Raw genomic sequence first — 15,413 nt, forward strand, 5'->3', positions numbered from 1 at the left:
TGTCGTTATCTTTTTTTGATAACTATTGAAATTACAATATTTTATAGCTATTTTAAAGGGATAAACTTGACACTACCTAAATAACTGAGGGGGTGTATGTATGAAGGTCAAGGAATTGATTGATAGTTTCAACTATGCAGTTTCCGGTATTATGACTGCTATGAAGCTTGAAAAGAGTTTAAGAATACATTATATTGCCGCAATTGCGGTAATCAGCCTGAGTACACTATTTAACCTTACCAGGGTGGAGTTTATGATTCTTCTTCTGACGGTTGTGTTGGTGGTAGTTTTGGAAATGATAAACACAGCAATAGAAAAAACAATAGATATGATAACCAGGGAATACCATCCACTGGCAAGGGTAATAAAGGATGTTTCTGCAGGCGCAGTCTTAATAGCTACATTCAATGCTGTGATTGTAGGATATCTTATGTTTTTTGAAAGATTGAATCCCTTTAAGGAATTGGTTCTGTTAAAAATACGAAATTCACCGATTCATCTTACTTTTGTTGCTCTTATACTCGTTGCACTTCTTACAGTTGGCTTGAAATCCAAATTCTATAAGGGCCATGGCACTCATTTTCAGGGTGGTGTAGTAAGTGGCCATTCTGCCGTAGCATTTTGTATAGCGACAATTGTATCAATTTTATCAGAGAATCTTTTGATAATAACATTGGTTTTCGGATTGGCATTTCTGGTCGCGGAAAGTAGAGTTGAGGGGAAGATTCATTCAGCGATGGAAACAATCGTTGGAGGTATACTAGGTATTCTTGTAGGGATACTGATATTTCAGATAGTTGGATAGGGGGAAGAAAATGGACATTAGAAAGATATTGACACTTATAATGGTAGTGATAATGAGTTTAAGCCTTATAGCTTGTAATAATAATCAGCCGTCAGAAGAGCCAGAGCTACCAGTTGAGATACCGGCTGAAGAACCCGAATCAGTTCCAGAGCCTGAGCCGGAACCAGAACCAGAACCTTCGGGGATTCCATCTCCATTGAGCGGAATATATGCAGAAGAAGAAATTGTCAATGGAAGAATCATCTCCATTATATTTGACAACCATCCCAAAGCGAAATGGCAATCAGGCTTAAAGGATGCAGAAGTAATATATGAGTTTCCCGTGGAGGGACCATACACTAGATACTTGGGACTTTACCTGATAAATAATCCGGAATCAGTAGGGCCAATTAGAAGTGCAAGACCGTATTTTGTTACAATGGCTTTGCAATTTGACGCTATATTCGTTCATGTTGGAGGTAGCGAACAGGCAAAAGTAGATGTAAGGAATCTCAATTTAGGAGAAATTGATGGTCTTACAAGCTCATCAAGAGTTTTTTGGAGGATGTCCCATAAAAGAGCTCCCAACAATATGTATTCAAGCATGGAAGTTTTGAGAGATGTTCAGGAAGAAAGAGGATTCCGGGATAAAAGCGAGTATGAAGGGTTTGTATTTGATATGGAGAGAGAAAGTAGAATAGGTCAATCGGCTGAAGAAGTATCCATTACATATAATGATGAAAATAACACCAGGTTTGTATATGACGCTGAAATAGAGAGATATGAACGATATAAGGATGGAACTAGACATGTGGACGAATCGGATGAGAGTGGACTTTATGCAGATAATATAATAATTCAGGAGAACTCAATGAGAGTTCTTGATAATGTAGGAAGACTTGGTATTGCAGTCGAGGGCGAAGGTGAAGGTAAATATATATCAAGAGGGGTAGTTGAAGACATAAAATGGGTAAAGGATAACAGGAAGGCAAAAATTTACTACCTTGATAAAAACAATGAAGAAATCAAACTTACACCAGGAACAACTTGGATTCAGGTTGTTAAACCTATGACACCAATTACTATAGAATAAGTGAGGTTTTATAATGGATAAGAAGGAATTGATTAGAAGGGCTATAAAGGCTAAAAAGAAGGCTTATGTACCTTATTCAGGTTTTCATGTAGGGGCAGCCATATTAACAGAGGATGACAAAATTTATGATGGCTGCAATATTGAAATTGCATCATATTCACCAACAATATGTGCTGAAAGAACTGCCATATTCAAGGCTGTATCTGAAGGTCATGAAAAAATAAAGGCAATAGCAATTGTTGGAGATGCTGATCACACATATCCCTGTGGTGTGTGTAGACAGGTTATACGTGAATTTGGCAAGGATACAAGGATAATTATTGCTAATTCAGAAGAAGATTACAGAGAGTATGATTTGGAGGAACTGCTTCCACATAGTTTTGGGCCAGAGGATCTGCAATCTGCAAGCAAGGAGGAAAAAGATGTATAAATCAGGATTTATAACGGTAATTGGTCGACCAAATGTTGGAAAATCAACGCTTTTGAATCAAGTTATAGGAGAAAAAATCTCCATAATTTCTGACAAGCCACAAACTACCAGAAATAAGATTCAAATGGTCTACACTGGTGATGATTTTCAGATAGTATTTTTAGATACACCAGGGATGCAGATGCCAAAAAACATACTGGGAGACTACATGCTTAAAATATCCAGAACAACTCTGGAAGAGGTTGATATCGTAACATTTATGGTTGATGAAAGCATGCAAACAGGAAAGATGGATAGTTATATTCTTGACCAGCTCAAAGTTATAAGTACACCTATTGTTCTATTAATAAATAAGACTGATAAACTTAAAAAAGATGAGGTTGAAATTTTAGTAAAAAAGTATAAGGATATGGGTATATTTGAGGATGTAATTCCAATTTCAGCATTGAACAATGATAATATCGAACGATATCTGGAGGTTTTAAAGGAGATGATACCTGAGGGACCACAGTATTTTCCAGATGATATGATAACAGATCAACCAGAGAGATTTATAATATCTGAAATTGTAAGGGAAAAAGCTCTGGTTAATCTTGAAGATGAAATACCTCACGGTATATATGTTGAGATTGATAAAATTGTTCAACGTGAAGACAAGGAATTAATTGATGTTTTTGCTAATATTTACTGTGAAAAGAATTCACATAAGGGCATGATAATTGGCAAAAATGGAAGAATGCTAAAGACAATTGGTCAACAAGCTAGAGAAGATATTGAGAAACTAATGGGAAGTAAGGTAAATCTTCAGTTGTGGGTAAAAGTGGAAAAAAATTGGAGAGAGAAAGCCAATAAGGTAAAATATTTTGGCTACAAATAGAAGGGTTTAATATGTCTGGGACAAATGGAATAGTAATATCGGGCATGAAATATAAGGAAAGCAGTAAAATATTGACAGTTTACACAGAGGATCTGGGAAAAATAAGGGTCCTTGCTCAAGGAGTTCTTAAACCTAAGTCTGGAGCAATGGCATCCACTGAAGTTTTTGCCTTGAGCAGTTGGAACTTTAAAAGAGGCAAGAGCTTTTACTATATCGAAAGTGTCGACCTTATTGATTCTTTTTATACCATTCGAAATTCTATGGAAAGAATGCTTTTCGGCTTCTATGCTCTGGAATTGCTGGATAAATCGACACCAGACGAGGAGGAAAATTTGGTTCTATTTTCTCTTTTGGAAAAATTTATGACTATATTGAAAAATGAAGATAATCTCCTGGCATTAATTGTAGCCTATGAAATTAAATTTGCTAGTTTTATTGGATATAGGCCTCATCTTGACAGCTGCTTGACATGTGGTAATAAAAACTCAGATATTTGGGAATTTGACGGCACCAAGGGAGGAATTCTATGTCCAACGTGCAGTGGATCTGGAAGAGACAGGATTAGTCAGCTGGAAAAGGATCAGATGATTAGTCTATTGATGTCTAAATTGGAAGATGTAAGAAAGCTTGACATAAGCGAAAGCACTTTATGGAGATTTCACAAAAGGTTGTCTGAGTACCTATTGTACAATCTTGACATCAGGGAACTAAAATCCTTGTCCATGATAGGACAGGGACTGTTATAGGAGAGCTCACCTGCTCTTGACAGATGGGTGAAATTTTGTTAAATTAATAAACGAAACTTAATTCTATACGATGATGAAGAGAGTACCTGTAGCTGTTTAGCCAAGAGAGTCCGATAAAGGTGGGAACGGACCTGTATGGTTATGGGGAACGGCACTTCTGAGTATTGCAATCTAAGAGAATACCTTGTAATAGGTATTAAATAGGGTGGAACCGCGGAAGAGACCTTTCGTCCCTATAAGGACGCTAAGGTTTTTTTGTATTCAAAAATAAAGGGGGGATTAATATGTATTTTCAGGATTTGATGCTGAAATTACTAAATTACTGGGGTGAAAAAGATTGTATTATAATGGAACCATATGATGTGGAAAAAGGTGCCGGAACAATGAGTCCACATACATTTTTGAGGGCTTTAGGTCCGGAGCCATGGCAGGTGGTCTATGTTGAACCTTCAAGAAGACCAGCTGATGCAAGATATGGAGAGAATCCCAACAGAGTATACCAACATCATCAGCTTCAAGTTATTCTCAAACCTTCACCTGAGAATATTCAAGACCTATACCTGGACAGTCTGAAAGCCATAGGTATTGATCCACTTAAGCATGACATAAGATTTGTTGAAGACAACTGGGAGGCACCAACTCTCGGTGCATGGGGTTTAGGTTGGGAAGTATGGCTTGATGGAATGGAAATCACTCAGTTTACATACTTCCAACAGGTTGGAGGGATAAATTGTGAATTGGAATCTGGAGAATTGACATATGGACTTGAGAGAATAGCAATGTATCTTCAGGATGTCGATAATATTTTTGATATCCAATGGAATAAAAACTTTACCTACGGAGATATATTCAGAAAGGCTGAGTACGAACATTCTATCTATAGCTTTGAAAAAGCTGATATAGAAGTATTGAAAGAGCTTTTCAATACTTATGAAAAAGAAGCAAACAGAGGAATTCAGGAAAAGTTGGTTGTACCCTCATACGACTATGTTCTTAAATGCTCACATACCTTTAATGTCTTGGATGCCAGAGGTGCAATATCAGTTTCAGAGAGGACAAACTATATCGGCAGGGTTAGAAATCTGGCAAGAAGTATAGCAGCTCTTTATTTGGAGCAAAGAAGTGAAATGGATTATCCTTTGTTGAAAAAAGGTGGTGCAGACAATGAATAGAAGATTCTTACTTGAAATAGGTGTCGAAGAGCTTCCTGCAAGATACATCAAGGACGCAATAAGACAGCTTAAAGAAAATGCTGAGGCTTTATTCAAGGCAGAAAGAATATCCTTTGAATCCATACAAACATACTCAACACCACGTAGATTAACTATCGACATAAAAGGATTAGGTGATGAGGGCGAAAGTCAGCAGGATTTTGTAAAGGGCCCTGCTGCAAGAATTGCATATGATGAAGAAGGGAATCCTACTAAGGCTTTACAAGGATTTATGCGTGGACAAGGTGTTTCAATTGAACATATTAAAACTGAGGACTACAATGGTGAGGAATATATTTATGCAACAGTGCACAAGGCCGGAAAATCTCTTCAGACAGTACTTCAGAAAGGTCTGGATGGAATAATAAAAGAAATCACCTTTCCCAAGTCGATGAGATGGGGTGGTAAAAACATAAGGTTTGCTAGACCTATTAGGTGGTTGGTAGTTCTTCTTGACAACAATCCAATTCCGTATGAACTTGAAGGTATAAAGGCTGGAAGTATAACCAGAGGTCATAGATTTCTTGGAAGTCAAAATATCAATATAGAAGACATAGATAAATACAGTGAGCTTCTGAAGGAAAATTACGTTATAGTTGATGAAGAAGAAAGAAAAGATATAATTAGACTTCAGGCTGAAAAGCTTGCCAAGGAGAAAGGTGGTTCAATTCAGAAGGATGAGGACCTGTTGGATGAGGTTACGAATCTGGTTGAATACCCAACGCCCATCATGGGAAGAATCAAAGATGAATATTTGAGCCTTCCATTCGATGTGATTACAACACCTATGAAGGAACATTTAAGATATTTCCCTGTGCTTGATGACAAGAACAGACTTCTTCCTTATTTTGTTACCGTAAGAAACGGAGATTCACAATTTGAGGAGATTGTCGTAAAAGGGAATGAAAAAGTACTTGGTGCAAGGCTTGAGGATGCTAAATTCTTCTATAAGGATGATATAAGCATACCATTGGAAGGATACGTGGAAAAACTTAAGGCACTTACATTTCAAGAAAAACTCGGAACTGTTTATGATAAAACAAGCAGAATAATGAAACTTGCTGAAAAAATTGGAGATTATCTCGAAGTTGGTGAAGAAACTGAAAAGAATCTTCAAAGAGCAAGCTATCTATCCAAGGCGGATCTTGTTACAAAAATGGTAACTGAATTTACAGAGCTGCAAGGCAAGATTGGAATGGAATACGCTGAGGAAGCAGGAGAGAATGAAATTGTGAGTTTGGCCATATACGAACAATATATGCCAAGATATTCAGGAGATGAATTGCCTTCTACAACTGCAGGCGCCATTCTGTCAATAGCTGACAAACTCGATTCAATCTGTGGCTTGTTTGCCATAGGAATTAAACCAACTGGATCACAGGATCCATTTGCTCTACGAAGAGCAGCTTTGGGCATTATTAACATCATTATGGATAAGAAACTAAACATTTCATTATTGGAGCTTATAGACTTTTCACTCTACATTTATGTTGAAGAGAATGGACTAGCCTGTGATTACAATAAAGTAAGGGTTGAAATTCTTGAATTCTTTATAGGTAGGGTAAGAAACATATTCCTTGAAACTGGAATGCCATATGATGTTATTGATTCCGTTATTAATACTGGCAGTGATAATATCTATGATATGAGAACAAGGGTTGAAAAGCTATCCAACTGGTTCCGAAAAGAAGATGTGGCAGATATCCTTGTGGCTTTCAATAGACTAAGCTCAATGGCCATCAAGACAGAGTCAACTGAAGTCAAGAGAGATCTTCTGGCGGCTGAAGAAATTCAACTTTATGATGCATACAATAATATTGAAGATAAGGTAGATTCACATATAAACAAGAAGGAATACGACAAGGCTATGATGGTTCTTGGAACTCTCAAGGATCCAATCAATGAATACTTTGACAAAGTTATGGTTATGGTGGATGACCAGGAGCTTAAAAACAATAGACTGGCGCTACTTAGAAGAATATATTCAAAGATGATTATGGTATGCGACCTGACATATATTGTCGCCAGATAGGTGGTGGTTTTATCCAACTCTCAAACAGGCAGGAAACAATAATAAGCATAGTTCAGGATAATCAACCAATAACCAGTAGTGAAATAGGCAAAAGGTTAGGGTTGACAAGGGCAACGATAAGGCCAGATTTGGCAATACTAACCATGTCAGGGATTCTGGATGCGAGACCCAAAGTCGGGTATATATATCTAGGGAGACCAGATATCGACATTGTGTCAGATAAGATTTCATCGATCAAAGTCAAAGAGATTATGTCAGTGCCTGTTGTAATGGAGGAAGACAAATCCATATACGATGCTGCTGTATATATGTTCACTGAAGACGTAGGTTCAATATTCATTACTCAAGATGGGTACCTATCAGGTGTTATTTCAAGAAAGGACCTTCTGCGAAGTGCCATGGGAAGAATGAATCTAAACAATACTCCTGTTGGAATGATAATGACAAGAATGCCAAAGGTTGTTGTAATACTTGAATCGGAATCCATTTTAAAAGCTGCTATTCAGATGATAGAACACGAGATAGATAGTCTCCCAGTAGTTGAAAATGTAGAGGGAAAGGATAGAAATTACAAGGTGACAGGGAGGATTACCAAAACAAACATAACGAGAATGTTTGTCGAACTGGGTACCAATATCTAGGGAGGGAATCATTATGAACAGACTTACAGTATACGTATTGTCAGACTCCATAGGGGAAACGGGAGAACTGATAGCAAAAGCTGCAGCCAAGCAGTTTATTACAGAGAATTATGAAATCAAAAAATATCCTTTTATGGATGATAAGGATGGAATAAGAGAGATTTTTCAGGAAGCAGTACCCGGAGAAAGCCTCTTTATATATACTACTGTTCTAAGTGATATAAAGGACCTTATAGACAGTCTTGGTGAAGAAAACAACATACCGGCAATTGATGTAATGTCTCCACCCATGTTGGCAATAGAGAAGCTCTTGGGCTATGCTCCCAAGAGGGAAGCGGGACTAATCAGAAGAATTGATGCAAACTACTTCAAGAAGGTTGAGGCTGTTGAATTTGCCGTCAAATATGATGATGGTAAAGACCCAAGAGGAATTGAAAAAGCGGATATATGCCTGGTGGGTATTTCCAGAACGTCAAAAACTCCTCTTAGCATGTATCTAGCTCATAAAAACTTCAAGGTAGTCAACATACCATTGGTACCAGAGGTAAGCGTTCCGGCGGAAATTTACAAGAAGGATCGCAGGAGGATAATCGGATTGGTGGCTGATCCGAAAAAACTAATTGAAATAAGAACTGAGAGACTTAAAGCTCTTGGGCTTAAGAATTCTGCGAATTATGCGAGTGTTGAAAGAATTCAAAGTGAGCTTGAATACTCCATGGATATTATGATGAATTTAGGTTGTGAAATAATAGATGTCTCAACCAAGGCGATAGAAGAAACTGCCTCAATAATAATTGAGCACATGGCAAATGAATTTGGGGACAAAATGTTTTAGTGCACTAAATATACTCAATATTAACAAAGCGTTCTTAGGGACGCTTTTATTTTGTGATTTAGCCTAAAAGATGTTTTTTAATAAAAAAGAAGGAATTTAAGAATCCATGTTGAATATATATATATAGGAAATATGGAGGTGAAAAATGAATATTCGCGAGCAGTTCGAACAATTAGAACTCAAGACACTTTCATCTCTTGCCAGTTTAAGCATGAATACAGCAGGTCGCAAGGTAGAGGAAGAGAAGTGCCAAATAAGAACCGAGTTTCAGCGTGACAGGGACAGGGTCATCCACTCCAAGGCATTTCGGCGCTTGAAACATAAGACACAGGTTTTTATTGCACCTGAAGGCGATCATTTCAGAACCAGACTTACACATACTTTGGAAGTGGCTCAACTTGCCAGAACAATGGCAAGAGCATTAAGATTAAATGAAGATCTGGTTGAAGCAATCGCATTGGCTCATGATCTTGGACATACGCCATTTGGTCATACGGGTGAAAAGGTTCTGGATAGAGTTAATCCTCGTGGATTCAAGCATAACGAGCAAAGTGTAAGGGTTGTTGAGTTACTTGAAGGACATGAAAAAAGGCAGGGTTTGAATTTGACATACGAGGTCTTGGAAGGTATAATGAATCATTCTGGGGATAATGTATCAAAAACCCCTGAAGGCCAGATTATAAAGTTTGCAGACAGAATTGCATATATAAATCACGACATAGATGATGCTATAAGAGCAGGTGTTATTGAGGAAAAGGATTTGCCTGATGATTGCGTACAAGTATTAGGAGATACTCATGGCAAAAGAATCAACACAATGATAGTGGACCTAATAGAGAATAATATTGGTAAGGACAGGTTGATAATGAGCAATCTTGTTGGTGAGAAGACCAGCAAGCTCAGGCAGTTTATGTTTGACAATGTATATCTGAATAAAGATGCAAAGAAAGAGGATGACAAGGCGGAGTATATCATAGAGGTTTTGTTTAAGTATTACAAAAAGAACTTCAATAGGCTTCCTTCCGAGCATCTGGGTATATATGAAGGTGTTGAGGCTGATAAGGAAGATATTATCTGTGATTACATTGCAGGGATGACGGATAGATATATTGTAAACCTGTATATGGATATATTTGTACCAAAGCCATGGGGAAAATAATAACATATTTCGGAATTTGGAATACTAAACTAGACAAGTGGTGAGAGAATGTCATATTCGAACGAAGATGTCCTTGAGAAAGTCAAGGATCAGATGGATATAGTGGAATTGGTTGGTGAATACGTTCATCTAAAAAAATCAGGTTCAAACTACGTGGGACTATGTCCGTTTCATAGTGAAAAGACTCCTTCATTTACTGTATCTGAATCGAAGCAGATATTTCATTGTTTCGGTTGTGGTGAAGGCGGAGACGGAGTAACGTTCATAATGAAGAAAGAGAATCTTGATTTTATTGATTCCTTGAAGTTTCTTGCAGATAAATATGGTATTCCATGGGAAAATGATGGAAACAAGGAAGACAATGAAGATAAAAAGAAACTTTATGAAATGAACAAGGAAGCTGCACGGTATTTCCATAATAATTTGATGAATAATAAAAAACCGAGGGAGTACCTTGCAAAGAGAGGAATTACTGCAGAAATAGCAAGAAAATTTGGACTAGGTTATGCTACAGAAAACTGGGATGGACTTCTGAAAGAGCTTCTTGTAAAAGGATATAGTGAGGAAGATTTGGTCAAAGCCGGATTAGCTGGAATTAGAAAAGACAAATCCGGATATTTTGATAAATTTAGAAATAGAGTAATTTTTCCTATTATTGACACTAGAGGAAGGGTCATTGGGTTTGGAGGCAGGGTGCTTGATGAGAGTTTACCCAAATATCTGAATTCACCTGACACAAAGGTTTTTAACAAAGGCTATCACCTATACGGTTTGAATTTGTTGACAGGAAATACAGACAGAAAAAAGATACTTCTCGTGGAAGGATATATGGATGTAATATCTTTATATACAGGGGGTGTCCCTTTTGCTGTTGCAAGCCTTGGAACTGCACTCACAAAAAGTCAGGGAAAGCTTCTTAAAAGATATGGGGATGAAGTTTTAATATGTTATGACAGCGACAAGGCTGGCATAAAAGCAACCCTCAGAGCAATAGACGTGCTGAGAGAGTTGGAAATCGATCCTAGAGTTGTTTTTCTTCCAGAAGGAATGGACCCAGATGATTTTATTAGAGAAAATGGACAGGCAATGTTTCAAAAAAAGATAAATACTGCGTTAAGTTATATTGATTTTAAGGTATATATGTTAAAAGAGGATCATGATATCAAAGAGCCAAAAGGTAAGATCGAGTTTACTCGAGAGGTGGCAAAAATTATCAGAAGTATGAAGTCGCCTGTTGAACAGGATGTATATATTGACAAAATATCCTCTGAAACGGGAGTATCAAAGGAGGCAATATCGCGTGAAGTCCTTGGGAGAGAAAAACGACAAAGAAAGTTCAATGAAACCAGGAAAATTGAACCTGCTTTTACAAATCTTCCACCGGCACATACCAAAGCTGAGATGGATCTTATAGGATTTATGCTAATTGATAAAGAATATTTTGATAGGATTTCTGATAAAGTAATATTTGAAGACTTCCAAGACATGGAATGCAGATTTTGTTATAGAATCATAGCCGATACCTATAACAGATTCGATACAATTGATAAGAACTCTTTACGGGAGGAATTGTCTGAAGACCAACAGAGCAGCGATAAGTTTAATGAGATTCTAGACCACCAGCCTAGATTTCTGGCATCAAACTGGGAAAGAGTAATTGATGATTTAGTTAGGACCATAAGGCACAATAAGTTGGTAAGTGAGAGAAATTCTATTTTAATAGAAATGGAGAAGTTGGGAAAAAACGAAGAAGACCAGGAAAAATTTCTTAAATTGCTTGGTAGCATAGATGAACTAAACAAGAAAATAAATTCATTAGTTAAGTAGGGAGGAAATAAATTGAACGATACAACTAAGAACCCAGAAAAAAACTTCACAAATAAGCAGCTCGCCGAGAAGAAGCTTTTAGATAAGGGTAAAAAGAACGGCTTGTTGACTTATAAAGAAATAATGGATACATTAGAGGCAATTGACCTCGATTCGGAAGAAATTGATGAAATTTACCAGAGAATAGAAGATAGTGACATTGATATCATGGGGGAAAAGGATGATGAAATCCTGCTGACTGATGACGAGGATGAGGATGAAGACAGTGACGAGGATATTGAAAAGGTAGTCGACGAAGAGCTTGAGAGCGAGGACGATGTTAAGGAAGATCTTACTGTTCCAAAGGGAATAAGTGTAGATGACCCAGTAAGGATGTACCTAAAAGAAATAGGCAAGATTCCACTACTCACAGGTGAAGAGGAGATTGACTTGGCCATGAGAATGGAAGAAGGCGAGGAACTGGCAAAGAAAAAGCTGGCTGAAGCCAACCTGAGACTCGTGGTAAGCATTGCCAAGAGATATGTTGGAAGAGGAATGCTATTCCTTGACCTGATACAGGAAGGGAATCTCGGCCTAATGAAGGCTGTAGAGAAGTTTGAGTATAGAAAAGGGTTTAAATTCAGTACCTATGCAACATGGTGGATAAGACAGGCTATAACAAGAGCAATTGCAGACCAAGCCAGAACAATCAGAATACCTGTTCATATGGTAGAGACAATAAACAAACTTGTTAGAGTACAGAGACAACTTGTACAGGAGCTTGGAAGAGATCCTTCCCCAGAAGAAATTGGTCAGGAAATGAACCTCGATGTTGAACGTGTCAGAGAAATAATGAAAATAGCTCAGGAGCCTGTATCACTTGAAACTCCAATTGGAGAAGAGGAAGATAGCCATTTGGGAGATTTCATTCCTGATGAAGATGTACTTGCACCTGCTGATGCAGCTACATTTACAATGCTAAGAGAGCAATTGATTGATGTTCTGGACAGCTTAACTCCTAGAGAGCAAAAAGTATTGAAGTTAAGATTCGGTCTTGATGACGGCAGAGCCAGAACTCTTGAGGAAGTAGGAAAGGAATTTGAAGTTACTCGTGAAAGAATCAGACAGATTGAAGCAAAGGCATTGAGAAAGCTTCGTCATCCAAGCAGAAGCAAAAAATTAAAAGACTTTCTTGAATAAGATTCGCTATGCGGGTCTTATTCCTTTTGAAAAGGAGAATTTTATGAATTTATCACCTAGACTAAAAAGAATTGCTGATTTTATACCTAATAATTCAATAGTTGCCGATGTTGGTACTGATCATGGTTACGTGCCCAAGTATCTTATTGACAAGGGAATAAGTAAACTGGTAATCGCCACAGATATAAGCAAGGGATCTCTTCAGAAAACAGTTGACTATATCAGAGAAGAAAATCTTGAGGAAGAAATTACAACAAGATTAGGCGATGGCCTTGATCCAATACGACCATTTGAAGTAGATACTCTTGTAATTGCAGGGATGGGAGGCTTGCTTATAGCTGAAATAATGTCGAAATCCATGGAAGTATCAAAAAGCATTAACACTTTGATTCTCCAGCCTATGGTAGGTTCACCCGAACTAAGGAAATATCTCCTCCAGAACAATTTTCGTATCGTTGACGAGGATTTAGTAAGAGAAGGAGATAAGTTTTACGAAATAATTGTTGCAAAAACAGGATTACAGAAATTTGACAAGGAACTGGATTATGAAATCAGTCCTGTAATGCTGAAGAAGAAAAACAGTCCAGTTCTAAGAGAGTTCGTTGAGATGAAAATAAAGATGAATGAAAATGTCATTGAAAAACTTAGGAACAGAACAGGTGAAAAAAGCATGTCTAGACTGCTGGAACTCGAAAAGATAGTAGAGGATTATAGGGAGGTGTTTTCAAAGTGAAGGCCTTGGATATAGTAAGTAAGTTTGAACAATGGGTTCCATTAAACCTCGTGGATTCCTGGGATAATACTGGTCTTCAAATCGGTGATCCTGAACAGTTGATTAAAGGAATAATCATCTCGATGGATGTTACAGAGGATGTTGTTGAAGAGGCAATACGAGAGCAATGCAATATGATTGTTACACATCATCCTTTTATATTCAGACCAATGGATAATTTGGTTTTAAACACATACAAAGGGAGATTAATAAAAAGAATAATTTCCAATGACATTTTGATCTATAATGCACATACCAATCTTGATCTTGCTGTAGAAGGAATAAACGATCAGTTGGCACTTATATTTGGAATGAAAAACACTGAAACATTGAGTGAATTGAGCAGCGAAGAATTGGTGAAAGTTGCAGTCTATGTTCCTGAAACCCATCAGAATAAAATCCTTGAGGCTCTGTCCGAATCTGATGCCGGTCATATTGGAAATTATAGTGAATGTAGTTTTACTGTAAGAGGAACTGGTAGATTTAAACCTCAGGCAGGTTCAAATCCATTTCTTGGATCTACCGGCAGGTTGGAATCAGTTGCTGAGGTCAGAATCGAGACTATAGTAAAAAAGGATTTACTCCAGAGAACGATGGATATGATAAAGGAAGAACACCCGTATGAGGAAGTTGCATTTGATATTTTCCCAATACTTAACAAGGGAAAAGGATTTGGATACGGCAGAGTAGGAAATATCGAGGACTGCACGCTGAAAGAATTGGCTGAGAGTACGAAAGCACTCTTAAATCTGGATGAAATTCGAGTTTACGGAAGCGATAAGGGTATAATCAATAGAATTGCGGTTTGCGGAGGAGCTGGCTCTGATTTTATCAGAGATGCCGCAAGAAAAGGAGCACAAGTATACATTACGGGAGATATAAAATACCACGATGCACAGTTGGCATATGAAGAGGGTATTGTTATTATTGATGGGACACACTACGGAACAGAAAGCATTATTCTACCTGTCATGGAAAGAAAACTTGTTGAATCTACGCATAATAGCATTAAGATTAAAATTCATGAAGACAGATCATTTCACTTTGCATGCTACTAAATAGGAGGGGTCCGTATGTCAAATCTTGACAGGCTATGGGATATCGAAAAACATTATGGTAATTTAGAGTTATTTGTAAAAGAACTGAATGTCCTTGAGGAGAATAAGGAAATGCTTCGAATGGAGAATAGGTACCAGGCGTTAAAACAAACTTATGAAGACCTGGTGCTGAAAAAGAAAACACTCAAGACTCATCTGCGAAAACTTGATCAGGAAGTCCAAATTCACGAAGAGAAATTTAAGATTGCTGAGAATACATTATACAGCGGCTCTGTTACAGACCTAAAGCAGCTGAATCATTTGGAAAAAGAAAAAGAGCACCACTTTATTTCCATTGATAAGCTGGAGGATGACATTCTGGAATCAATGGGGACAAGTGATAGTGTTGATTCTGAAATAGATAACATATCAAGGGATATCTTGATGCTAGACACTGAATTAGTAAAGAAGAGAGTTGAAGTGGATAGCCTCATGTCTGAGTTGAATGATAAAATCAATAATGAAAAGAGTATAATTGAAGAGTTGGAGAATTCTTGTGATGAAAATCTTCTAGTAGCTTATCATGGCATACGGAGTAGAAAAGGTAGTGGAATAGCAGAAATCAAAAATGATGTTTGTGGTGGTTGTCACATGCGGATACCAGAAAATCTCGTTGAAAAAGCAAAACAGGGAAAGAAGATAATCAATTGTGAGAACTGTGGGCGAATTCTATATCCATTGCAGGAGTAAAGACGCATTCTAGTTTAAAAATGTCTCTATTTATGCTATA

General features: G+C 37.5%; 15 protein-coding genes. All 15 read left to right on the forward strand.

What is annotated here, in order from left to right; genetic code table 11:
- The first annotated feature begins 100 nt into the window (after nucleotides 1–100).
- The 15 genes from ACOEN1_RS08665 to ACOEN1_RS08735 all read left to right on the forward strand — a co-directional run bounded on the left by ACOEN1_RS08665 (nucleotide 101) and on the right by ACOEN1_RS08735 (nucleotide 15,373).
- Nucleotides 101–805: a diacylglycerol kinase gene (locus tag ACOEN1_RS08665; RefSeq protein WP_422486494.1), complete on the forward strand. Its 705-nt coding sequence runs from the start codon at nucleotides 101–103 to the stop codon at nucleotides 803–805.
- A gap of 10 nt (nucleotides 806–815) precedes the next feature.
- Nucleotides 816–1,877, forward strand: a complete 1,062-nt coding sequence (locus ACOEN1_RS08670) for a DUF3048 domain-containing protein (RefSeq protein ID WP_422486495.1) — start codon at nucleotides 816–818, stop codon at nucleotides 1,875–1,877.
- A 13-nt stretch (nucleotides 1,878–1,890) separates the two neighbouring features.
- On the forward strand, nucleotides 1,891–2,307 hold the full coding sequence (locus ACOEN1_RS08675; RefSeq protein WP_422486496.1) for a cytidine deaminase: 417 nt from the start codon (nucleotides 1,891–1,893) through the stop codon (nucleotides 2,305–2,307).
- Nucleotides 2,300–3,184: a GTPase Era gene (gene era / locus ACOEN1_RS08680; protein WP_422486497.1), complete on the forward strand. Its 885-nt coding sequence runs from the start codon at nucleotides 2,300–2,302 to the stop codon at nucleotides 3,182–3,184. The genes ACOEN1_RS08675 and era overlap by 8 nt, the downstream gene beginning before the upstream one ends.
- 11 nt (nucleotides 3,185–3,195) lie before the next feature.
- Nucleotides 3,196–3,930, forward strand: coding sequence for a DNA repair protein RecO (recO, locus tag ACOEN1_RS08685; RefSeq protein ID WP_422486498.1), 735 nt, complete (start codon nucleotides 3,196–3,198; stop codon nucleotides 3,928–3,930).
- Nucleotides 3,931–4,214: 284 nt separating this feature from the next.
- Complete coding sequence (gene glyQ, locus ACOEN1_RS08690; RefSeq protein ID WP_422486499.1) at nucleotides 4,215–5,102, forward strand: glycine--tRNA ligase subunit alpha; 888 nt, start codon at nucleotides 4,215–4,217, stop codon at nucleotides 5,100–5,102.
- The gene (glyS, locus tag ACOEN1_RS08695) at nucleotides 5,095–7,173 is read left to right on the forward strand and encodes a glycine--tRNA ligase subunit beta (protein ID WP_422486500.1); all 2,079 of its coding nucleotides are present in this window, start codon (nucleotides 5,095–5,097) and stop codon (nucleotides 7,171–7,173) included. The genes glyQ and glyS overlap by 8 nt, the downstream gene beginning before the upstream one ends.
- Nucleotides 7,143–7,814, forward strand: coding sequence for a helix-turn-helix transcriptional regulator (locus ACOEN1_RS08700; RefSeq protein WP_422486501.1), 672 nt, complete (start codon nucleotides 7,143–7,145; stop codon nucleotides 7,812–7,814). Before glyS ends, ACOEN1_RS08700 begins: the two co-directional genes overlap by 31 nt.
- Nucleotides 7,815–7,827: 13 nt before the next feature.
- A complete protein-coding gene (locus ACOEN1_RS08705; protein ID WP_422486502.1) occupies nucleotides 7,828–8,649 on the forward strand; it encodes a pyruvate, water dikinase regulatory protein in 822 nt (273 codons plus the stop codon).
- A gap of 145 nt (nucleotides 8,650–8,794) precedes the next feature.
- On the forward strand, nucleotides 8,795–9,808 hold the full coding sequence (locus ACOEN1_RS08710; RefSeq protein ID WP_422486503.1) for a deoxyguanosinetriphosphate triphosphohydrolase: 1,014 nt from the start codon (nucleotides 8,795–8,797) through the stop codon (nucleotides 9,806–9,808).
- A 48-nt stretch (nucleotides 9,809–9,856) separates the two neighbouring features.
- Nucleotides 9,857–11,635, forward strand: coding sequence for a DNA primase (dnaG, locus tag ACOEN1_RS08715; protein ID WP_422486504.1), 1,779 nt, complete (start codon nucleotides 9,857–9,859; stop codon nucleotides 11,633–11,635).
- A gap of 12 nt (nucleotides 11,636–11,647) precedes the next feature.
- Complete coding sequence (gene rpoD, locus ACOEN1_RS08720; RefSeq protein WP_422486505.1) at nucleotides 11,648–12,814, forward strand: RNA polymerase sigma factor RpoD; 1,167 nt, start codon at nucleotides 11,648–11,650, stop codon at nucleotides 12,812–12,814.
- 43 nt (nucleotides 12,815–12,857) lie between these two features.
- Nucleotides 12,858–13,547 (forward strand): tRNA (adenine(22)-N(1))-methyltransferase, encoded by a 690-nt coding sequence (locus ACOEN1_RS08725; RefSeq protein WP_422486506.1) that lies wholly within the window; start codon nucleotides 12,858–12,860, stop codon nucleotides 13,545–13,547.
- Complete coding sequence (locus tag ACOEN1_RS08730) at nucleotides 13,544–14,644, forward strand: Nif3-like dinuclear metal center hexameric protein (RefSeq protein ID WP_422486507.1); 1,101 nt, start codon at nucleotides 13,544–13,546, stop codon at nucleotides 14,642–14,644. Before ACOEN1_RS08725 ends, ACOEN1_RS08730 begins: the two co-directional genes overlap by 4 nt.
- 15 nt (nucleotides 14,645–14,659) lie before the next feature.
- Nucleotides 14,660–15,373 (forward strand): zinc ribbon domain-containing protein, encoded by a 714-nt coding sequence (locus tag ACOEN1_RS08735; protein WP_422486508.1) that lies wholly within the window; start codon nucleotides 14,660–14,662, stop codon nucleotides 15,371–15,373.
- The last annotated feature ends 40 nt before the right edge of the window (nucleotides 15,374–15,413 follow it).

Source organism: Gudongella sp. DL1XJH-153, assembly GCF_049310905.1.
GTDB lineage: Bacteria > Bacillota > Clostridia > Tissierellales > Tissierellaceae > Gudongella.